At 33.0% G+C, this 19999-nt stretch carries 23 protein-coding genes and 1 other annotated feature; of the genes, 9 read left to right on the top strand and 14 right to left on the bottom strand.

Annotated elements, in window-relative coordinates:
* Positions 1-43: 43 nt before the first annotated feature.
* From ACX6U0_RS09080 to crcB (ACX6U0_RS09065), 4 genes are all read left to right on the top strand, one after another.
* The gene (locus ACX6U0_RS09080) at positions 44-679 is read left to right on the top strand and encodes a GTP pyrophosphokinase (RefSeq protein ID WP_464959639.1); all 636 of its coding nucleotides are present in this window, start codon (positions 44-46) and stop codon (positions 677-679) included.
* A gap of 421 nt (positions 680-1100) precedes the next feature.
* Positions 1101-1862 carry a lysostaphin resistance A-like protein gene (locus ACX6U0_RS09075; RefSeq protein ID WP_464959638.1) on the top strand — a complete coding sequence of 254 codons (762 nt, stop codon included), beginning with the start codon at positions 1101-1103 and terminating at the stop codon, positions 1860-1862.
* A 64-nt stretch (positions 1863-1926) separates the two neighbouring features.
* The gene (gene crcB / locus ACX6U0_RS09070; RefSeq protein ID WP_464959637.1) at positions 1927-2319 is read left to right on the top strand and encodes a fluoride efflux transporter CrcB; all 393 of its coding nucleotides are present in this window, start codon (positions 1927-1929) and stop codon (positions 2317-2319) included.
* A complete protein-coding gene (gene crcB / locus ACX6U0_RS09065) occupies positions 2316-2672 on the top strand; it encodes a fluoride efflux transporter CrcB (RefSeq protein ID WP_464959636.1) in 357 nt (118 codons plus the stop codon). The genes crcB (ACX6U0_RS09070) and crcB (ACX6U0_RS09065) overlap by 4 nt, the downstream gene beginning before the upstream one ends.
* 79 nt (positions 2673-2751) lie before the next feature.
* Here the strand turns inward: crcB (ACX6U0_RS09065) and ACX6U0_RS09060 are convergent, their stop codons facing one another.
* The 4 genes from ACX6U0_RS09060 to ACX6U0_RS09045 form a co-directional block, all read right to left on the bottom strand.
* Positions 2752-3201, bottom strand: a complete 450-nt coding sequence (locus tag ACX6U0_RS09060) for an SRPBCC domain-containing protein (protein WP_464959635.1) — start codon at positions 3199-3201, stop codon at positions 2752-2754.
* Between the two features lie 173 nt (positions 3202-3374).
* Positions 3375-4607, bottom strand: coding sequence for an aminopeptidase (locus tag ACX6U0_RS09055; RefSeq protein WP_464959634.1), 1233 nt, complete (start codon positions 4605-4607; stop codon positions 3375-3377).
* Positions 4608-4750: 143 nt separating this feature from the next.
* Positions 4751-5851 carry a prephenate dehydrogenase gene (locus tag ACX6U0_RS09050; RefSeq protein ID WP_464959633.1) on the bottom strand — a complete coding sequence of 367 codons (1101 nt, stop codon included), beginning with the start codon at positions 5849-5851 and terminating at the stop codon, positions 4751-4753.
* A 40-nt stretch (positions 5852-5891) separates the two neighbouring features.
* Positions 5892-6974, bottom strand: a complete 1083-nt coding sequence (locus ACX6U0_RS09045; protein WP_464959632.1) for a bifunctional 3-deoxy-7-phosphoheptulonate synthase/chorismate mutase — start codon at positions 6972-6974, stop codon at positions 5892-5894.
* A gap of 112 nt (positions 6975-7086) precedes the next feature.
* Positions 7087-7317, bottom strand: a binding site (T-box leader).
* A gap of 258 nt (positions 7318-7575) precedes the next feature.
* Between ACX6U0_RS09045 and sigK the strand changes: the two genes are divergently transcribed.
* The gene (gene sigK / locus ACX6U0_RS09040) at positions 7576-8295 is read left to right on the top strand and encodes an RNA polymerase sporulation sigma factor SigK (RefSeq protein WP_087998686.1); all 720 of its coding nucleotides are present in this window, start codon (positions 7576-7578) and stop codon (positions 8293-8295) included.
* Between the two features lie 22 nt (positions 8296-8317).
* On the opposite strand, the gene ACX6U0_RS09035 is transcribed toward sigK, so the two are convergent.
* Positions 8318-8551, bottom strand: a complete 234-nt coding sequence (locus tag ACX6U0_RS09035; protein WP_464959631.1) for a YrhC family protein — start codon at positions 8549-8551, stop codon at positions 8318-8320.
* Between the two features lie 243 nt (positions 8552-8794).
* On the opposite strand from ACX6U0_RS09035, the gene ACX6U0_RS09030 reads away from it, so the two are divergent.
* On the top strand, positions 8795-9088 hold the full coding sequence (locus tag ACX6U0_RS09030) for an RNA polymerase alpha subunit C-terminal domain-containing protein (RefSeq protein WP_464959630.1): 294 nt from the start codon (positions 8795-8797) through the stop codon (positions 9086-9088).
* Between the two features lie 88 nt (positions 9089-9176).
* Here ACX6U0_RS09030 and ACX6U0_RS09025 read toward each other — a convergent pair whose 3' ends face one another.
* The 3 genes from ACX6U0_RS09025 to ACX6U0_RS09015 are packed head-to-tail and all read right to left on the bottom strand — an operon-like array spanning position 9177 to position 11560.
* On the bottom strand, positions 9177-9821 hold the full coding sequence (locus ACX6U0_RS09025) for a TetR/AcrR family transcriptional regulator (RefSeq protein ID WP_464959629.1): 645 nt from the start codon (positions 9819-9821) through the stop codon (positions 9177-9179).
* Between the two features lie 3 nt (positions 9822-9824).
* Positions 9825-10841, bottom strand: a complete 1017-nt coding sequence (locus ACX6U0_RS09020; RefSeq protein ID WP_464959628.1) for an ABC transporter permease — start codon at positions 10839-10841, stop codon at positions 9825-9827.
* Complete coding sequence (locus tag ACX6U0_RS09015) at positions 10838-11560, bottom strand: ABC transporter ATP-binding protein (protein WP_464959627.1); 723 nt, start codon at positions 11558-11560, stop codon at positions 10838-10840. Before ACX6U0_RS09015 ends, ACX6U0_RS09020 begins: the two co-directional genes overlap by 4 nt.
* A 416-nt stretch (positions 11561-11976) precedes the next feature.
* Between ACX6U0_RS09015 and ACX6U0_RS09010 the strand changes: the two genes are divergently transcribed.
* Complete coding sequence (locus tag ACX6U0_RS09010) at positions 11977-12690, top strand: DUF421 domain-containing protein (RefSeq protein ID WP_464959626.1); 714 nt, start codon at positions 11977-11979, stop codon at positions 12688-12690.
* 177 nt (positions 12691-12867) lie between these two features.
* Here the strand turns inward: ACX6U0_RS09010 and ACX6U0_RS09005 are convergent, their stop codons facing one another.
* On the bottom strand, positions 12868-13836 hold the full coding sequence (locus ACX6U0_RS09005) for a helix-turn-helix transcriptional regulator (RefSeq protein WP_464959625.1): 969 nt from the start codon (positions 13834-13836) through the stop codon (positions 12868-12870).
* A 189-nt stretch (positions 13837-14025) separates the two neighbouring features.
* Between ACX6U0_RS09005 and ACX6U0_RS09000 the strand changes: the two genes are divergently transcribed.
* Both ACX6U0_RS09000 and ACX6U0_RS08995 read left to right on the top strand, forming a co-directional pair.
* Complete coding sequence (locus tag ACX6U0_RS09000) at positions 14026-14505, top strand: hypothetical protein (RefSeq protein ID WP_464959624.1); 480 nt, start codon at positions 14026-14028, stop codon at positions 14503-14505.
* A gap of 135 nt (positions 14506-14640) precedes the next feature.
* A complete protein-coding gene (locus tag ACX6U0_RS08995) occupies positions 14641-15117 on the top strand; it encodes a GyrI-like domain-containing protein (RefSeq protein ID WP_464959623.1) in 477 nt (158 codons plus the stop codon).
* A 219-nt stretch (positions 15118-15336) separates the two neighbouring features.
* Here ACX6U0_RS08995 and mtnN read toward each other — a convergent pair whose 3' ends face one another.
* The 5 genes from mtnN to udk all read right to left on the bottom strand — a co-directional run bounded on the left by mtnN (position 15337) and on the right by udk (position 19997).
* Positions 15337-16029: a 5'-methylthioadenosine/S-adenosylhomocysteine nucleosidase gene (mtnN, locus tag ACX6U0_RS08990; RefSeq protein WP_464959622.1), complete on the bottom strand. Its 693-nt coding sequence runs from the start codon at positions 16027-16029 to the stop codon at positions 15337-15339.
* A 138-nt stretch (positions 16030-16167) separates the two neighbouring features.
* Entirely contained in the window at positions 16168-16767 is a 600-nt protein-coding gene (locus tag ACX6U0_RS08985) for a YrrS family protein (RefSeq protein ID WP_464959621.1), read from the bottom strand.
* A 67-nt stretch (positions 16768-16834) separates the two neighbouring features.
* Complete coding sequence (locus ACX6U0_RS08980; protein ID WP_464959620.1) at positions 16835-18595, bottom strand: peptidoglycan D,D-transpeptidase FtsI family protein; 1761 nt, start codon at positions 18593-18595, stop codon at positions 16835-16837.
* A 78-nt stretch (positions 18596-18673) separates the two neighbouring features.
* Positions 18674-19150 carry a transcription elongation factor GreA gene (gene greA / locus ACX6U0_RS08975; protein WP_087998674.1) on the bottom strand — a complete coding sequence of 159 codons (477 nt, stop codon included), beginning with the start codon at positions 19148-19150 and terminating at the stop codon, positions 18674-18676.
* Positions 19151-19361: 211 nt separating this feature from the next.
* Positions 19362-19997 (bottom strand): uridine kinase, encoded by a 636-nt coding sequence (udk, locus tag ACX6U0_RS08970; RefSeq protein WP_464959619.1) that lies wholly within the window; start codon positions 19995-19997, stop codon positions 19362-19364.
* Positions 19998-19999 lie beyond the last annotated feature (2 nt).

Raw genomic sequence — 19999 nt, 5'->3', positions numbered from 1 at the left:
CACCTGTTACAATACGGATGTAATGACTATTAGGAGGTAGCCTATGTTTGAAGAACAAAGCTTAGGTGAATGGAAAAACACTCTTTTAATATACAAATTTGCGTTAGATGAAATTAATACGAAAATTAAAATATTAAATGAAGAATTCACATTAAATCATGATCATAATCCAATTGAACACGTAAAATCTCGCATTAAAAAACCCGAAAGTATTATTCAAAAGCTTGAACGTAAAGGACTTGAATTGTCACAACATAATATTGAACACTATATTAATGATGTAGCTGGCGTTCGAATTAGTTGTTCGTTTATCAGTGATATTTATAAAATTTATGAGTTGTTAAAGCAGCAAGATGACATCTATATAATAGAAGTTAAAGATTATATAAAAAATCCAAAACCAAACGGATATAAAAGTTTTCATATGATTATTGAAATACCTATTTTCCTTGCATCTGAAACGAAAAGAGTCAAAGTTGAAATTCAAATACGAACAGTTGCTATGGATTTTTGGGCAAGTCTTGAACATAAAATTTTCTATAAATACAATAAAAAAGTCCCATACGAAATTATTGAGAGCTTACATGAAGCTTCAACTACTGTTAATGCTTTGGACTATAAAATGGAGAGTATTAAAAATCAAATGGAACAAGTAAGAGAACTAGAATATCAAAAATAATCGTACTGATTAAGTGACTGATGGTCCATTCTATCAGTCACTTTTTTTAATGCACTTTTAACAGATTGTTCCTTTTTTATGTAATGATTAAGACAAAAGTTGATAATAGTGGAAGTTGCAATGGATACGAATGTAGCCCTTATTAATAAATCGCTATTTTGAATTGTATCGCTAAATACGAAAGTACAAGAATCAAATAATAGTAGAAGTAATTTAGACCTTAGACCCCATTCACCAAATGAAGTTAAAAACTATCAATCAAGGTATTAACTTTAATTTATTGATTTATTTTTTCTTCAGGCGTAAAATTAGTTCTTTCAACATCAATTTTAAGATAAAATAAGATATGTTAGTATGAAGTTGTGTTAAAATTCTTATTAAAATTTGTACTTATAGATAAACTGTGTATTGGGGGAAACGAATGAAAAACGACTTACATTACAATACATTCATACCTGAAAATATTCCTAATGAACGAAAGACAGCTATTAAGACACTAGTTTATTATATTTTAATATTTGTAATCGGTTTGAATGTCCTTATATTTCTTGGTTCGATCATAGGTGCAATTGTAGTTGCTGTAACTGGGATGAATATATCAAATGACGAACTTTATAAAGTATTTACAGATGTTTCTATTTATTTAGACACAATTTTTGGTTTCATCAGTCTATGGTGGCTATACTACTATACAAAAAAGAACGGCATTCTTAAATTAAGAAGAATTAAAATTTCTGTATACGATATCTTTTTAATAATAGGTGGATATATAGCGCTAATAGTAACTGCGGCATTGTTAGATTTTATCTTTAAAAGTTTCGGCGTTTCAATTGCTACACCAGATAATCAAAAAGCAGTAGAAGATTTATTAACTTCAAATCCTGTATTAATGATGATCTCAGCAATCATTTTAGCACCAATCAAAGAAGAATGGATCACACGTAAATTAATTATCGGTTCCATTTTCAAAAAACTTCCATATGTTGGATTAGTTGTTAGTTCATTTGGATTTGGATTATTGCATATGATTGCAGGATTTTCATTTTATGCCTTAATTCAATATTCTTTAGCAGGATTAATTTTTGGTTTACTATATATCAAGACGAAGCGTATAGAAGTTTCTATTTTAGCTCATTTTTTAAACAACTTTGTTTCAATTTTGGCTTTTTATTTGATAAAGTAAATTTGTTAAACGCTCCGAACTGGAGCGTTTTTCTATTGATAGATTTAAAGAGGTGAAGTTCACGATGATGAATTACTTATTTGTTTTTATAGGCGGATTTATTGGATCAATCTCTCGATATCTTGTTGGTAACGCGATTCATCCATTAGCAAGTGGATTTCCTGTTCAAACCTTTTTCATTAATTGCATTGGTAGCTTCTTTCTTGGAGCATTTTTACCTTTCGCAAAAACACGATTTAAACCTGAATATAGTTTATTAATTGGAACAGGTTTTACAGGAGCATTTACAACATTCTCTACATTTTCACTAGAAAATGTACTTCTTATGAACGAAAAACAATTTATTGTTAGCATCCTTTATATATTTCTTAGCATTTTGATTGGGACCTTTTTATCTTTTTCTGGATATAAGCTATCAACCCAATTTAATAAAAAAGAAGGTGCAGCTATTTCATGATGATGATTGGTTTATTTGGTGGTTTAGGTGCAGTTTCGAGGTTCGCTCTTGGTAATATCATTTCAAAATATAATAAAACTTCATACCCACTTGGTACTTTTCTTATCAATATCATAGGATCGATGCTTCTCGGAATAACAAATCATTTGTATATGGATCAAGTTATTTCCACTAAGCTTTGGCTCATTTTTGGGGTGGGGTTTTTAGGTGCTTTCACAACCTTTTCGACTTTTAGTTATGAGGCAATTCAATTAATGATTTCCAAGAAATATAAAATAGCCATTTATTATGTTTTACTTTCTACTATATTGTGTATTTTCAGTGCTTATCTTGGACTACATATATTTAAATAAGAATACAAAATAAGACCTCAAACATTTAGTCGGAGGTCTTATTTATTATGTTCCCATTGAAATAATCTTTAAGGTTTATTTACCAACCAAAATCCAAAGTTTTACCTGTTTCTGCAAGTGTTTTAACATTACTCAAGATCATCGGCCAACTTGATTTCGTATTTTCGTATGATGGATGATTTTCTGGCCACTTGTCATTAACTAGTTTAAGTTTCGTACAATTCCCTACCTCTTCAAGGTATAAAGTTATTCTAGTCTCAAGTTCTGCATGGTTTTCTCGATATGATGGTCCTGCATGCTCTGTGTAACTCATCATTTTATATGGTTCATAAGCAAGTATCTCACCATATACATGAACTGTTTCATCTCCATCTGCTCCAGGGCCAATATATTCATAAGATGCTCCTATTTCAAAAGTAGATTTCAATATACATCCGAAAAAAATAGCTTTTGTACCTTCAGGGGAAATAAAAATATTCCAAATGTCCTCAGGTTTTGAATTAATATAAATTTCATACGAAAGATCCATACAATAACCTCCAATTATTTCACTCAATTTGGTATCAATAGACATATTTAAAATATCATTTCCATTATATACCAATAACCTGTTTATCCCATCACTTAATTTAAAACTACATATTAAATTCGAATAAAAAGACACCACTTAATAAATTAAGTGATGTCTTTTCTTAACTAAGATTAGAATGCCCAGTTACCATTACGCATAATTGGTTCCACTGTGCCATCTTCTTTAATACCATCAATGTTTAGTTTTGCTGATCCAATCATGAAATCAACATGAGTTAAACTTTGGTTAATACCACGTTTTGCTTGCTCTTCAGGAGCTAATTTTTCTCCATCTTTCATATTGTTCGGGTATGCTTTACCAAGTGCTAAATGACAAGATGCATTCTCATCATATAACGTGTTAAAGAAAATTAATCCCGTATTTGAAATCGGAGAATCATGAGGAACTAATGCTACTTCACCTAAACGGCGAGCTCCCTCATCAGTATCTAGTAAATGTTGTAATGTATCGTAGCCTTTTTCAGCTGTGAAATCAACTACACTACCATCTTTAAATGTTAAAGAGAAGTTTTCGATTAAATTTCCACCATAGTTTAAAGGAAGCGTACTTGTAACAGTACCATTTACGCCGTGGCTATGTGGCATAGAGAAAACTTCTTCAGTTGGAATATTTGGATTGAACCATTTTCCATCTTCACTGTTTGCTCCTCCACCTTTCCATACATGATCATCAACTAAGTCTAGTTTTAAATCAGTACCCGGTGCAGTATAATGTAATGTTTTATAACGTTTGTCATTTAATTGAACAACTTTTTCTTGTAAGAAATCATTGTGCTTTTCCCAAGCTTGAACTGGGTTTTCATTGTCTACACGGCAAATTTTGAAAACAGAATCCCAAAGTAATTCCATTGCCTTATCAATATTTTCATTTGGATACACTTTTTCTGCCCATTCTTTACAAGGAATAGCAACGATCGACCAACGAATTCGGTCGGCCATCATATATTCACGATATTTATGTAATGCTGTATTAGCTGTTTTGTTGAATGTTGCAATACGTTTTGGGTCGATTCCTTTTAATAACTCTGGATTTGGTGAGATGACTGAAAGAACAGCACCACCATTTTCAGCTAATTCTTCCATAGCTGTTACTTTCCAAGCTGGGAACTCTCCAAATACTTCATCTGGAGCTAATTCATATTTCGTACGTGTTACTGCATCGTCATTCCAATCAATGTTTACAAGCTTAGCTCCTGCTTCATAAGCATACTTAACAACCTTACGAACGTATTCAGCAGCAATGATTGGTGCGTTTATATGTAATGTTTGTCCTGGTACGATATTTACTCCACTTTTTACAGCAAGTTCAGCATATTTTTCTAGTAATTGTTCAAACTGAGACATAAAAATTCCCTCCATTAAACGTTTTTTTGACTAACAACTAAATTATAATATAAATTTCAGAAAATTGGTACACAAAATAGACTGACTATTCATTTTTATTTCTATAAAGAAGCACTTCACCAATCCTGATGAAGTGCTTTCATTTAATTGACAATATATGTTTCATAGCCGTTAACATTCAAAAAGTTTTTTGCTTTGTCTCGATCTTTTTCAGTTTGAAGACTAACTCTAAGGACACCTGGTAAGCCTTCTCTTGATTCAATTATTCTTAAATTAGTAATGCTGACTTGGTGAATTGATAAAATTGTCGTGATATTGGATAACTCTCCAACACGGTCCATCACATCTACATATAAGTCAAAATAGCTTGGTATTGCTCCATTTGCTTTTGCAGGCATGTTATCACGAAATTCCTTTGATTCTTTAAAATAATTGTATATTTCTTCATGTTCTTGCTGCTCAACTAAATGATACATTTCTTTCATATCTTCTATCCAGTTTGAGATGAGAGAGAGAAGCGTATCTTTATTTTGAACCACAATATCAGTCCACATTTTCGGACTACTTGATGCAATCCTCGTTATATCTCTAAACCCTCCAGCAGCAAGCGAAGTTGCTAATGGTTCAATTTTAGAATATTTTTGGACTTGCTTTACTAAGCTAGCAGCAATTAAATGAGGGAAATGACTGACAACCCCAGTTATGTTATCATGCGTTTTTTCATCTATGACAACAAAATGAGACCCTGTCCCCTTTAACCAATTTTTGAGCTCATCAATTTGATCCTTAGTAGTATGTTCATTAGGTGATAAAATATAGTATGCATTTTCAAATAAATGAACCTTTGCACTTTCAATTCCAGTTTTGTGAGAACCAGCCATTGGATGTCCACCGATAAAGCAGTAACCTTTATCAGTAAGAATTTTCGAATGCCTCATAATCTCACCTTTCGTACTACCTACATCCGTAATAATGACATCTTCTCTTAATTGATACTCACTCAAAATATGAATATATTTGATTGATTCTTCAACAGGACATGAAAAGATGATAAGATGTGCATCCTCGGCACATTCTTTCAGTTGAAGCGAGGATGCATCTAATATTTTCATTCTCTTACCTATTTCTAACTGCGATTCATTCACATCAAAACCGATTATATTCACATCATGAACTTTTTTGATTGCGAGTGAGATAGAACCGCCAATTAGACCTGTGCCAATTAAGAGGACATTCTTTCTCACGCCCTCACCGCCCATCTTTCCTTAAATAGATTGTTGAAGCTTATGACTGAAGTTTTGCACGGAAATCTTTTAGCTCATGCATGAATTCTTCAAATTGTGGAATGTTCATTTGTTGAGCTGAATCCGATAGTGCTACCGCTGGATCTGGGTGAACTTCAGCCATGACTGCATCTGCACCAATCGCTAAAGCAGCTTTTGCAGCTGGTAATAATAAATCTTTTCTACCAGTAGAGTGTGTAACATCAACAACTACAGGTAAATGTGTTTCTTTCTTTAAAATTGGAACTGCTGAGATGTCTAATGTATTACGAGTTGCTCGCTCATAAGTTCGAATTCCTCGTTCACAAAGGATGATTTGATCATTTCCTTGAGAAATGATGTATTCTGCTGCATTAATAAATTCTTCGATTGTAGCAGATAAACCACGTTTTAATAATACTGGTTTATTTACTTGACCTACCGTACGAAGTAAATCAAAGTTCTGCATATTACGTGCACCAATTTGGATTACATCAACGTATTCTAAAGCGCGTTCCACATCGTTTGGATTTAATATTTCACTAATGACTGAAAGACCGAATTCATCTGCAACATCTCTTAAAATTTGTAATCCTTCGTATCCTAATCCTTGGAAGTCATATGGAGATGTTCTTGGTTTAAATGCTCCACCACGCATCATTGTTAAACCTTGTTGCTTCATTGCTTGCCCAACTGCACGAACCTGTTCATAACTTTCTACTGCACATGGCCCCATAATAAATGATTGTGAACCATCACCAAGTAAGTCGTTTTTCACTCTTACAATCGTATTTTCTGGTTTTTTCTTTCTTGATACTAACAGTGCTTTTCTGTGATCGTCTTCTTGTAATTCAAGGCTTGCTTGGAATATCGTTTTGAAAATATGTTGTAGTGTCGATGTTTCAAACGGTCCATCATTTACATTCGCAATCATATCTAGTACTTCACGTTCACGTACCGGATCAAAACGTTTAATTCCATGCTTTATTTTTTGTTTACCAATTTCCTGTACAACTGTACCTCGCTCATTTAAAAGCTCAACAATTTTTAAATTAATTTCATCCACCTTGTCACGTAATTGTACTAATTCATTGTTTGTACTCATTTCTTTTTCCTCCCAAATTTTTGATTATTAGTTTTTATAATGCCAATACAACTTCATAAAAATTGAAGTAAGTATGTAAAAAATGAAAATAAAAAATCCCTACTGAATAAACAGTAGGGACGAATTAATTTGTTCGCGGTACCACCCTAGTTGTGAACAAAAAATGTTCACCACCTTCGTTTTGTTAACGATCGATCATCGACCGTTTCTATCTCATTCTAAAGAAGAGAAAGAAATTGCTCCAAGAATGTAATTCAGCATAGCTTTTGTACTGACTTTCAGCGACCGTCAGCTCTCTAAAACAGTGAAGTTATGCCTACTGTGCTCTTTTCATCACAACGTATTAAATTGTCAAAAAATTCTTCATAAAAGGTATTAATGAGGATTATATAGTACTGCTAAATGGACTGTCAATGCATTTTTTTCTTAGAATATGTGACATTTTTTAAAAAGATACATGTCTACTGAAATGGTAGCGCTTACTCTTTTCAACATTTTTTTTACTTTCCTTACATTTTTTATATGGTACAGACACACAAGAAGCTTTCAACTCATAGATATATAAATAACAACTTACCTAACCTTCCTTAGGAGTGATAATATGCCTGGTTTATTTACCGCCTTAAGTCTTTTCTTAAAAGAAGTGTTTGTGTTTGTTTCGTATGTAAAAAACAATGCATTTCCGCAGCCGCTCTCACAAGCTGAAGAAACACTTTACTTAAATCGGATGGCTGAGGGTGATGGAGAAGCAAGAAATTTATTAATAGAACATAATTTAAGACTCGTAGCGCATATTGTGAAGAAATTTGAAAATACAGGTGAAGATGCCGAGGACTTGATTTCAATTGGTACTATCGGTCTTATTAAAGCAATTGAGAGCTTCGTTCAAGGAAAAGGAACCAAATTAGCAACCTATGCTGCTCGATGTATTGAAAACGAAATACTTATGCATTTAAGAGCTTTAAAGAAAACGAAAAAAGATGTCTCTTTACATGACCCTATTGGCCAAGATAAAGAGGGGAATGAAATCTCTCTGCTCGATATATTAAAAACAGAAACAGAAGACGTTGTTGATCAAATTCAATTAAATATGGAATTAGAAAAAATAAAACAATATATCAAAATTTTGGATGAACGTGAAAAAGATGTTATTATACAAAGATTTGGTATTGATATGGATAAGGAGCTAACACAACGTGAAATTGCCAAAAAATTGGGTATTTCTAGGAGTTATGTTTCGAGAATTGAAAAACGTGCATTAATGAAAATGTACCATGAATTTTTAAGAGCAGAAAAGGATAAGAAAAAGGATAAAAAATAACCACTGTTTTCACAGTGGTTTTTTATGCTTGTTCTTCATTTTTCAGCTTACGATAAAAATGATTAGATGTTAGGAAAAATACTAGAGATAAAATAAGCATTCCGAACACAATACATTCTATTACGATAATTTTAGATTGGGATAAACCGTCCTTTGGTAGTAGAGTCCCGATATAGAAAAAAGTTGCTAATGCTGTCGTAATTGCACCGAATGTTTTAAAATCATTTACTTTTGCTTGTAGTTTTTTTATATTCACGTGATCTACACCTTCCCTTCTCAATGTCTAACTTACTATAACATAATTTATTCATACTTTGAGCAGGGAATTAGAGGAAAAGAAGGAAAATGGAAGGAATAGATTGTAATAAAAACAGCTTCAAAATAGCTACATTTTTACATACATCAATCTATATTGATTGACTATAATCCATTTGTGATAAAATGAAGGTGTTAGATTCGTACTTTATAAAACGTAAAGTGGATTAAGGAGATCTTTAAAATGGCAACTTCTGAAAAGAATTTAAGGGTTTGCAACAAAGGACACAAATATTATAAAAGTACTGATTGTCCAACCTGCCCGACTTGTGAGCAGGAACGAAAACCTGAAAACGGATTTCTGTCACTACTTTCAGCACCTGCTAGACGCGCTTTAGAAAACAATGATATAACTTCATTGGAAAAACTATCAACTTTTAGTGAAAAAGAAATTTTGAAATTTCACGGCATGGGCCCAGCTTCCTTACCTAAACTCAGAACTGCTTTATTAGAAAACGGATTATCATTCAAAAATTAATGAACTTAAAAACCAACGCTTAGAGATTGAAATCTCATTAGCGTTGGTTTTCATTTCTACTTCCCCATATTTTTCAAAAATTGAATCATTATTGTAAGCCTTTTTTAATAAATTGAATGGTCCGTTCGATTTCTAGATTTTCATCCCAAATCGTAATATCTTTTAATGCAATTGTTGAAACAACAAGCCCCATTACACTTGTAATAATTAAACGTAATATCGTATGAATCGGCATATCTGCAATTTGACCCTTATCTATAAAGTATTGAAGAACTGCTTCAACTCTTGGATACATTTTTTCTTTAAACAGTTTTTTTAGTTCTTCTTGCATCTCTTGCTGAAATGGAATTTCTTGAATGATGATTTTTATGACAGCGGTATTCTTTTTTGCAAACTCCATTCGGTTTACAATTAACACTTTTAGAAAATCTTCAAAGGTTTCATACTCCATATGAAATACCGCTTTAGAAAAACGATCCATCTCAAATGGCGCAATTGTTTTGACAAGAGTTGGTTTTATAATACTTTTTAATAAATCTTTTTTTGTTTTGAAATAACGAAAAATTGTTCCTTCTGCAACATTTGCTTTTTTTGCAATTTCATTTGTTGAGGTACTAACAAAACCTTTTTCTGCAAAAATATCAATGGCTGCTTCAAGAATCTTTATTTCTTTCTCATTCATTTCTTGTAATTTATCATGTGGTAGGAAATCTTCTAATTTAATGGGTAACACTCCTTATATAGAACGCTGTTTCTTTAAAGCAAAAATATTGATCACGATAAAGCAAATTGAAAATCCAAGTAAAATGGCAATTTGCAAACCGATATCAGATAATGATTGCCCTTTTATCATAATAGCTCGTAATGCTTCTGCACCATATGTTAAAGGTAGGATACTACCAAATACTTTAAACCAGTTTGGTAAGAAGGCAGTAGAAAAAATACCAGAAAACAGTATTTGAGGGACAACGATAACTGGAATAAATTGAACAACTTGAAACTCATTATTTGCATAAGCAGATAATAACATCCCAAGTGTAAGCGCAGTTAATGATAGTAAAATATTAACGATACACACTTCCCATGCATCACCTACATTATACATATCTAATACATTGATTGAAAAGATTGTTATAATCAAAGATTGGATTAATGCAAAGAATCCAAAGCCCAGTATATAACCAAAAACAATTTCCCACCGTTTTACAGGTGTTACTAGTAATCGTTCTAAAGTTGTTGTTAAACGTTCACGAACAAATGAAATACCCGCTAGAATAAATACAAATAAGAATGAGAAAAATCCGATAAAAATTGGTCCAATTGAATCAAAGGTTTCCATTTTATCACTACCATAAATTGGGTCCATTACAATTTTGAATTGTGTTGGTGTAATTTCTTTTATTGTGTCTTGAATCGCAGTTACTACAGCTGAGGTTCTTGCATTATCAGTTCCCTCAAACTGAACAATAATTTTTTCATTTTTAAATAGAACTGCCCCATCAATTTTTTTATCTTTCAGTTGATCTTTTATCTTAGACTTATCAACATCTACTATCTTTGCAAAATTTTTAAGTTCATTTTCAAAAATTTGTGGTGCATTTATTAGTGCCAATGTTGGTTTTGAATCATCTTGTTTTAGAATATAAGAAAATAAAAATAATAAAACGATAGGAGCTACAAAAATCATTGCAAGAGAACGTTTATCTTTCAAAAATTGTTTGATGATTCTTTTTGCGATCGCAAAGACTTTCATAAGCTCACCTCATTTTTAAAATATAAATCTTCAATTTTTCCAGTTTCAGACTTAGAGATTAAACTTTCTGTCGTATCTAAAGCAATTAACTCACCTTCACGTATTAAACCGATTCGTTCACATTTCTCTGCTTCTTCCATAATGTGAGTTGTAATAATAATTGTCGTTCCTTGCTCCTTCATATCCGTAAATTGCTTCCAAATTTGTTTTCTTAAAACTGGATCAATTCCCACAGTAGGTTCATCAAGGATTAACAATGTTGGTTTATGGAGTATTGAAATCGCAAGTGATAATCTTTTCTTCATTCCACCTGAATAATGATGTACTTGCTTATTCAGTGCCTCTTCCAATCCAACAATTTCTGCTACTTCTTGAATTCTATTTTTTAATTCCTTGCCTTTTAAATTATAAAGAGAACAAAAGAAGCTTAAATTATCGTAGCCAGTTAGATCTGTATACAATGCATCAGACTGTCCCATATAACCGATTTTGGTAAGTACAGTAAAATCGGGCATTTCTTTTCCGTATACTAGTACCTCCCCTTTTGTACATTTATCAATACCTGCAATTAACTTAATTAATGTTGTCTTACCTGATCCAGATGGGCCTAATATTCCAAAAATTTCTCCTTCACCAATATTCATTGAAATACTTTTTAAAACACTTTTTTTTCCAAAAAGACGATCAACCTTGTGAATTCGTACAACTTCGTTCATCATCATCCTCCGTTCTATTATAATTATTTATATTATATTTCGGAATGAGTGAGTACTCACTTTTATCATATTCGCTATTTAAGATAACGTCAACAAAAAAGTGAGTACTCACTCAATAACCAACGAAATATACATTGTATTTGATTTTAAAAAAATGACCACAATTTTGTGGCCATTGCTTTTTCCTAAGAAACCTAACGCTTACTTTCCCCTCATCCTTTTGATGGTAGTTTCAATATTTTTATGATATCTGTTTCACCATTTACTAGAATTGGGATTTGCTGCATTGTTGGGTTACTGATTTTCAAAATTAAGAAGCACTATTAATGTTATTGAGTAATAAAGAATAGGAATGGAAGAGCAGTAATTAGCTAATAGTAAAGATGCTAGATTAAATAAAACGTCCCAAGGTGATTATAATGATTGTGACTATTGAAGTCATACTTAGAACTCTGTCAGCTTTTGTTTTACTTACTTGTATTGCACATATACTTGGAAAACAAACAATATCTCAAATGACATCTCATGACTATATTGCTTCAATTACTCTTGGATCTATTGCTGGAAATTTGACTTTTAATACTTCCATAGATTTCAGTAACTTTATAACTGCATTAGTAATTTTTAGCACAATTATATTTATCGCCACGTTAATTTCATTGAAAAATAGAAAAGCCCGAGCATTATTTAACGGAGGACCTACTGTTGTTATAGAAGATGGAAAAATTCTAGAAAAGAACTTGAAAAAATTAAAATTTACACTTGATTCTTTAAATCAATCCTTGAGAAAAAAGGATATATTCGATATAGATGAAGTAGAATACGCAATCATTGAAGCTGATGGACAATTATCCGTATTAAAAAAACCTCCATATCGATATGTAACTAGAAAAGATTTGGGTATTTCAACTCCACCTCAATCATCATTTCCTATTGAATTAATTATGGATGGTCAAATTATTACCAAAAATTTTACGCAGCATCACTTAACAAAAAGTTGGATATATACGGAATTAAAGCAACGAGGACTAACTTTAACTGATGTTTCATATTGTGTTCAAGGGACAAATAATCAACTATATTTTGATTTATACAAAGATAAAATACATTCACCAATTGATAAAGAGTCATAATTGAAATTAGTCGTGTTGACCATACTTACTTTTGATTTTTTTATATAATTAGTTAAGCTTCTGCGCATTCATTTAGAAATAAAAAGCGCCTATCACAATAAACAATTTTTGTTCATTGATGACAGGCCCTTCCAAGTTACAATAAATTGTTAAAACTAATTCCATCCAACGCAAAACTCAAGGAAATCTTAAATTGGCTAATCGGTCTTCCAAAATCACTCGCAGCTCAATAGGAATCCTCTCAAACTCAACCCCTTTTCCCAAAAACAAAAGCCAATCAGCATAATACTCCAATGCCTCAACATCGGTTACATCCAGCTGAACATTGAATATCCCACTCGACTGAAACATCCCTGTAAATGATAAAATAATCCCCGGCGGATGCATTCGCTTAAAACGCATAATCCCTGTCGTATCAAGCTTCACAACAAGATTGGACTCACGTGCAAAAAGCAGTTTTTTACTTAAAATTTCTTGCTCGGACCACTTCATCTCCTGCTCAGAAAATGCCGAATCCCTCAGCATTTCAACAGGCAAATAACGAAACTCCTCCGAATCAAAATCAAAAACTTCGACCAGCCACTGAGCATTCGAGTTAAAAATATGCAGTAAAAAAACATCCATCAACTGCGGCCATCCAGGAGTCAACTCATAAGTCACGCGCAAATGCTTATCCTGTACAGCAAGAGAAATCAGTTTGTTTAGCTCTGCAGGCGCAGCATCATCGAGCTCCAAAAGATTTGGATTGGCAGGATTTGTATTTTCAAAAAGCAAAATATTATTCAGTTCAATTAGTTCGTCCTGCTGGGTTTGCGAAGCAATGCCGATGAGTTTTTCAGTAATTGACCGGCGATTTTGCAGATAAGGTAGCTGCGAATTTTTTGAAGCGATAAAGCTGATAAACATCGCCTTCAGCTCTTCTGGCGTGAAGCGGGTGGCGGGCAGATACTGATTTTGCATGACATAGTAGCCTCCACCTCGTCCAAGCTCGGAGGTCAGTGGAAATCCCATCGCCTGAATCTCATTAATGTCGCGGATTGCCGTCGCGCGGGATATTTTGAACTCCCGTTGAATCTCGGCAATCGTAAAATGTGCACGATTATTTATGTAGCGCATGATTAAGTTAACTCGTTCTATTTTCTTCATATTTTTATTGTATCAAAAATGTAGCAAAATCAATAACAGAAATAATAGTTAAATTTTATTTTTAATTTTTAAGTGGATAAGTTAATAAAAATTAAATAATTGATTTCCGTAAAAAAAGTATCATTTTTTGATACATTTGGCAAATAGAATCAATCTTGTAAAAACTAAATCCACAAAGGAGAGAATAAAATGTCTAAATACTCAATCAAAACTATCTCAGAAAACTACAAAATGACTGCTTTCGGTGTTTCACTTGAGGACTACAACGACTGGGCAGGTAATGCAGCAAAAACTGCAGCGAAAAAAGCTGAAATCACTGAAAATGGAAAGCTAGCTGAACTACTCTCGAAAGCTGATGGGCAAGAATATCAAATTAACTACGTCATCGACCATAAGGCTTGGCGTGGCTTCGGCGTAATGGGTGAATTCGATGTGGAAGGTGCTGTCGTACTTGATTTCCTAGCTGGCGACTACCTTGTCGTGCCTGGCACAGGTACTAACAAAGAATACCTAGCTGACGAAATTACAGGCAAGGTTTTCAGCGGCATGTTGCAAGAAATCACAGACTACAAATACGTTGGTCCTGGTAACTCAACATTCGTCAAATCAGCTGAAAACGGTGAATTCTACGGAGAAATGTGGCTTCGTGTAAAAAAAATTGAAGGATAAACTCTGTAAAATTTTTCAAAATTAATGTAAGCTTTAGGTAATATAAGGGTTTTGCTTAACCAATTTGAGATACGTTGGTATTTTTAGCGGTGCTCGACCTCTCGGAAAAATAAACATGAAAAAAGGAGTGCTTATATGGCTAATTACACACTTGAACATAAAAAATCATTCACATTGACCGCTTATGGTTTTTCAATCCAGTCGAATTTTCAAGACATGCAAGCTATGCAAAAAGAAAAAACTGAGTTTTGGGGCTTACTTAAAGCTGACGGCCGTTTTGATAAGCTTAAAAACGCAGCAAAGGACGATCGCGAATGGTCAGTCAACGAAGTGTATCAAGGCAAACCGTGGAATTATTTTGCAGTAGAAGCTGGTAAATCAGTGGCTGACGCAACGCGAATCATCGAGTTTCCAGAAGGCGAGTATATCGTGGTCGCAGGAAATGGCGACAAGGAAACTTTGTTTGATCAGCTAACATACCGTGCTTTTGGCGAAGTCTTGGCCCAAATTACTGACTATGCTTACGTTGGCGGTCCAAACGCTACTTATCGCAAAGATAACGGCGACGGCACTTTTTCCGGCGAATTTTGGGTACCTGTCGTTAAAAAATAAAATGAAAAAACAAGCAGGCACAATTATGTGGCTGCTTGTCTTAATTTAAAGTTACATTAATCCATACTTATTTATTAAACTGGTGAATTCCGTGTAATCTATCTACTCTATAATTAACCTATAGATAAGGATTAATCTCTTCACATTTCTTGCACAAAGTATATATCTATAGTGCCATAAAATAAAAGATGCCTTTTCAAAAAGGCATCTTTTCCTACATTATAGCGCTTTAATCATTTCCTCTACCATAAGAGTAGAATTGACAGCTGCCGTATGGATAAATTGATCAAATGAAATGCTTGATTCTTTACCAGCGATATCTGATAATGCACGTGTTACAACAAATGGTACTTTAAATGCATAACAAACTTGAGCAATAGCCGCTGCTTCCATTTCTACTGCATAAAGATCACCGAATTTGCCTTTTACAAACTCAACTCTTACTGGATCATTCATGAATGAATCACCAGTCACGATTAAGCCTTCAACAACTTGAATGCCATTTACTTTTTCTGCACATTTTTTAGCAATCTCTTTTAATTTCTCGTCTGCTGGAAACGCTGCAGGCATACCTGGAACTTGTCCGTACTCATAATTAAATGCTGTTACGTCAACATCATGATGACGAACTTCTGTAGAGATAACTACATCACCTACATTTAGATCAGTATGCAACCCACCAGCAGATCCAGTATTAATGACTACATCTGGTTGATATTTTTCTAATAAAATAGCAGTTGCCATTGCAGCATTTACTTTACCAATTCCTGATTTTAATAAAATGACTTCTTTACCTTCATATGTACCAACATTATATTCCGAACCAGCTACTACTTCTTTTTTTAAGTTATCTAATTTATCACGTAATACGTGTACTTCTTCTTCCATTGCACCAATAATTGCTATTTTCAAACTAAATCCCTACTTTCTATCAAACTTTTATCATTTTACCACACACAAACAAATCCTACACCTATATCGCGCAAAAACAAGCAGAAGACCTCCTTATTGATTAAGTGAGAAATCTACTGCTTGAAGAAAATTTTATTATTAATATTTTAACTCATTCACTTCTTGTACTAGAATTGGCAACCAACCTTCATTTTCTACCCAATGTAAATGCACCACATACTTATATGTTAAGTCTGTCGTAGCAACATATACCTTTACACTTTGATCGTCATAACCCTTTCCAAGATGCCATACTGAAAAATCCTTTTTCGTTAATGAAATCGCATTAGAAACTGCTTCTTCCATTTCGTAGAAATCACTTGATTGAAAACTGTATTGAACGATATGATCACCAGTTTGTGAAGTGGCAGTTGGTTTCCACTCCTTAACTGTAGATTGAATGATATTTTCATCTTCAATAGAATTCTTTATAATCTCATTAACTTTATCTCTAAATTTTGCTTGGTATGGGTTCGGTTCATCTGTTGCAATCGGTTTTGTTTCCATAGCTGGTGTAGAGTGTTCTGCTATTGCTTGCTTCGGCTCGATTTTTTTTTGTTCAATTATAGGCACAGATATTTTTACGCCTAAATAAACGATACCAATAAGTAGTGGTACTAATAGAATTTGAAAAAAGTAATTTCCTCTACGTACTCTTCTTAGCTTGCGAACCCTTCCATTCTTTTCTACTGAAGCCATTGACAAAATCCCCCAAAAACAACTAATTTTCCCTATTTTATCATAGAGTTCATTAATACAAAATAGTCTATTTTTTGTGAGTTTTGTCGTATTGGTAGATAGATTTTACTAAATTTGTAACCGTATCCGATGTCGATGTAATATCATCTTTCACATTTAAGCTCACGACCGCAAAGGCATACCTTGGTTTTTCATATGGAAAATAGCCTGCAAACCATTTATTCTGTTCAGTAATTTTGTCTTTTTCTTTTTTTGTTTCAGCAGTACCACTTTTTCCAGCTAGTGTGTAAGGAAGCGTACTATATCTTCTTCCCGTCCCTTTTTCATTTATGATGACACCACGCAGCATTTCTCTTAACTGTTGCATAGAATCGGGCGATAAGTAATCATCTGTTAATGCTTGATCTTCAAATGAAAACATTTCTGTACCATTCTTATACAGAACTGAATCCACTACTTTAACTTGCTTTGGTGATCCTCCCCGAGCGATTGTTGACATCATATTAGCAACAGCTAATGGCGTTACTTTTACATCCTTTTGACCGATTGAGGTATTTCTTAATCCCTCTAGTGGTTTATTTCCACCAAAGTAGGTTGAATTTCCTTCGTTTTGAAATTGGCTAAAACTTGCTTCATGATATACAGAACCTGTCCAACCTACAGGACCATTCATACCTAATTTAGTTGCATATGTTTCAAACATATCTTTATTTTTTAATGATAATTTCTGTCCTAACAATCCAAATGTATAATTACAGCTAGCATAAAAGCTTTCTTCAAAAGTTAAATTCCCTTTTCTTTTATCTTCATCTGTTTCATAATTACCACGGAGATCCTTATTACAGTTATACATTTGCTTATCTTGTACAATTCCTTGATCAATTGCCGCAGCAGCTACAACTGTTTTAAAGACAGATCCCGGTGTACTAGGCTGTAAGGCAAAGTTCGTAGCTGTATTATCATTTTTTGAAAATAAATTTTGATAGTTCATAGATGGTCTACTTACCATTGCTAGTAATTTATTTGTTTTCACATCTATTAGAACAGCTGCTCCTTTTTGTAGCTTTGCTTGATTCACAGCTTGTTCAAGTATTTGTTGTAATTCTTTATCTATTGTCGTTGCTAAAGAGACCGGATAGAAAGGATTACTAGGTTTGGCATACTTAACTTCATTTCCAAACATTGGTTTACCTAAATTATCAACATGAAGCATTAAATTAGACGTTCCATCTGACTTTAGAAAATCTTCAAATTGTGCTTCTAATCCAATTACGCCAAACTCTTTTGGCTTATAATCACGGTCACTCTCGTATTGCTTTTCATATTGTTCTTTATTTTCCCTTGCAATTCCTATTAGATGTTCAGCTAAATGCTGATCATCTTCATCTTGTGACAACATTGAGATTAAGCCAGAAACATGTAAATTATTAATCTGATCTATTTTTTCTGATGTTAATTCTTTCGAAATTCCTTTTAATGTAAAAGGTTCTTTTTTCCCAATGAATTGGTTTTTAATATCATATTCGGAGACTCCAGTAATAGCCGACAATTTCTCAATTGGCCAATCTATACTTTTTAAGAATGGAAATAATATTACTTTTGGTGTATATGCCGCACTTAGTAGCTTTTCATTTCGATCCAAAATTTTTCCGCGTCCATTATCAATTCGAAATTGAAATGTTCTTTGCGCCACACTTCTCTCAATTAAATTAACATGACTTGGCCCAAAGTTTTTTTGATGTAGAACCCCTATATCTAAACATCTGAATAATAATACAGAAAATAATAATGAAAATAAAATGAGTACGGCTTTAATTCTTCTTTTCATAAAAAAACACCTCATCTACATTGTAGACGGGGTGTTCTTATTTCAAACTATTATTTTAAATTTTTAAACAATTACTGATTACTTAACAGCAATAATTCTAACTTGCATATCTCCACCTGGAGTTGAAACTGTAACTTCTTCACCGACTTTTTTACCTAATAAGCTTCTAGCAATTGGAGAGTCGTTTGAAATTTTACCTTCAAATGGGTCAGCTTCAGCACTACCTACGATTGCGTATGTTTCTTCATCGCCTGCTGGTAATTCTAAAAATGTTACTGATTTTCCTAAAGCTACTGTATCAGAAGCTTCTTTGCTTTCTGTAATAATTTCAGCATTACGAATCATGTTTTCTAAAGTTGTAATACGGCCTTCAACAAACGCTTGCTCATCTTTAGCTGCATCGTACTCTGAGTTCTCTGATAAATCACCAAAACTACGAGCAATTTTAATACGTTCTACAACCTCAGCACGTTTTACTGTTTTTAAAGTTTCTAATTCTTGTTCTAATTTTTCTTTCCCAGCTAATGTCATTGGGAATTTTTTTTCAATAGCCATTTTGTACACTCCTTTTAGTATCCACCGTTTCTTTATGTAGAATTCCTAATGTTATGTTTATACAATGTAGTTGTACAAACAGTGTATGAGAATAATTAATGATTCATTCACTTTATGAAAACGCATTCTTTTTATATAGAAAGATGAAGAAGCTAGACCTTCTCCATCTTTCTTATCTATGATTTATGAATTATTCTCTCATATTAAGGTATTATAATACACTTACTCTTTCAAGTATAGTCTGAATTTTCGTTGCCATTAAGTCAATTGCAACAAAATTTTGTCCACCTTCTGGAATAATGATATCAGCAAATTTCTTTGATGGCTCACAAAATTGATTGTGCATTGGTCGAACAACATTAACATATTGGTCTACAACTGAGTCAACTGTTCTACCACGTTCTTTTATATCACGCTGTATTCTACGAAGGATTCTTAAATCAGCATCAGTATCAACGAATATTTTAATATCCATTAAATCACGTAAACGCTCATCTTCTAAAACCAATATACCTTCTAAAATAATAACTTCTTTTGGGTCAACAGGGATTGTTTCTGAAGATCTAGTATGAATTGTATAATCATATACAGGTTTTTCAATTGCTTTATATTGTAATAATTGATTGATATGTTCAATAAATAAATCATTATCAAATGCTAATGGATGATCGTAATTTGTTTTTAATCTTTCTTCCATTGGTAAGTGAGTTTGATCTTTATAATAAGAATCTTGCTGAATCATTAAAATCGAATGACCTTTAAATTGGTCATAAATTGCCTTAGTCACAGATGTTTTACCAGAGCCAGTACCTCCAGCAATTCCAATAACAATGGGCTTATTCCCCATAC

Source organism: Gottfriedia sp. ABJ_BB2_2 (assembly GCF_055484705.1).
The sequence above is the reverse complement of the archived record's forward strand: the minus strand, read 5'-3'. Positions and strand labels throughout refer to the sequence as shown.

Bases quoted from the DNA above. Each gene is read 5' to 3' on its own strand.
- ACX6U0_RS09030 (WP_464959630.1), top strand. From the start codon at position 8,795: ATGGCAACTTCTGAAAAGAATTTAAGGGTTTGCAACAAAGGACACAAA.
- ACX6U0_RS09000 (WP_464959624.1), top strand. From the start codon at position 14,026: ATGTCTAAATACTCAATCAAAACTATCTCAGAAAACTACAAAATGACT.
- greA (WP_087998674.1), bottom strand. From the start codon at position 19,150: ATGGCTATTGAAAAAAAATTCCCAATGACATTAGCTGGGAAAGAAAAA.
- ACX6U0_RS08980 (WP_464959620.1), bottom strand. From the start codon at position 18,595: ATGAAAAGAAGAATTAAAGCCGTACTCATTTTATTTTCATTATTATTT.
- ACX6U0_RS09005 (WP_464959625.1), bottom strand. From the start codon at position 13,836: ATGAAGAAAATAGAACGAGTTAACTTAATCATGCGCTACATAAATAAT.
- ACX6U0_RS09010 (WP_464959626.1), top strand. From the start codon at position 11,977: ATGATTGTGACTATTGAAGTCATACTTAGAACTCTGTCAGCTTTTGTT.
- ACX6U0_RS09060 (WP_464959635.1), bottom strand. From the start codon at position 3,201: ATGGATCTTTCGTATGAAATTTATATTAATTCAAAACCTGAGGACATT.
- ACX6U0_RS09020 (WP_464959628.1), bottom strand. From the start codon at position 10,841: ATGAAAGTCTTTGCGATCGCAAAAAGAATCATCAAACAATTTTTGAAA.
- ACX6U0_RS08985 (WP_464959621.1), bottom strand. From the start codon at position 16,767: ATGGCTTCAGTAGAAAAGAATGGAAGGGTTCGCAAGCTAAGAAGAGTA.
- ACX6U0_RS09055 (WP_464959634.1), bottom strand. From the start codon at position 4,607: ATGTCTCAGTTTGAACAATTACTAGAAAAATATGCTGAACTTGCTGTA.
- crcB (WP_464959637.1), top strand. From the start codon at position 1,927: ATGATGAATTACTTATTTGTTTTTATAGGCGGATTTATTGGATCAATC.
- crcB (WP_464959636.1), top strand. From the start codon at position 2,316: ATGATGATGATTGGTTTATTTGGTGGTTTAGGTGCAGTTTCGAGGTTC.
- udk (WP_464959619.1), bottom strand. From the start codon at position 19,997: ATGGGGAATAAGCCCATTGTTATTGGAATTGCTGGAGGTACTGGCTCT.
- ACX6U0_RS09045 (WP_464959632.1), bottom strand. From the start codon at position 6,974: ATGAGTACAAACAATGAATTAGTACAATTACGTGACAAGGTGGATGAA.
- ACX6U0_RS09015 (WP_464959627.1), bottom strand. From the start codon at position 11,560: ATGATGAACGAAGTTGTACGAATTCACAAGGTTGATCGTCTTTTTGGA.
- ACX6U0_RS08995 (WP_464959623.1), top strand. From the start codon at position 14,641: ATGGCTAATTACACACTTGAACATAAAAAATCATTCACATTGACCGCT.
- sigK (WP_087998686.1), top strand. From the start codon at position 7,576: ATGCCTGGTTTATTTACCGCCTTAAGTCTTTTCTTAAAAGAAGTGTTT.
- ACX6U0_RS09075 (WP_464959638.1), top strand. From the start codon at position 1,101: ATGAAAAACGACTTACATTACAATACATTCATACCTGAAAATATTCCT.
- ACX6U0_RS09080 (WP_464959639.1), top strand. From the start codon at position 44: ATGTTTGAAGAACAAAGCTTAGGTGAATGGAAAAACACTCTTTTAATA.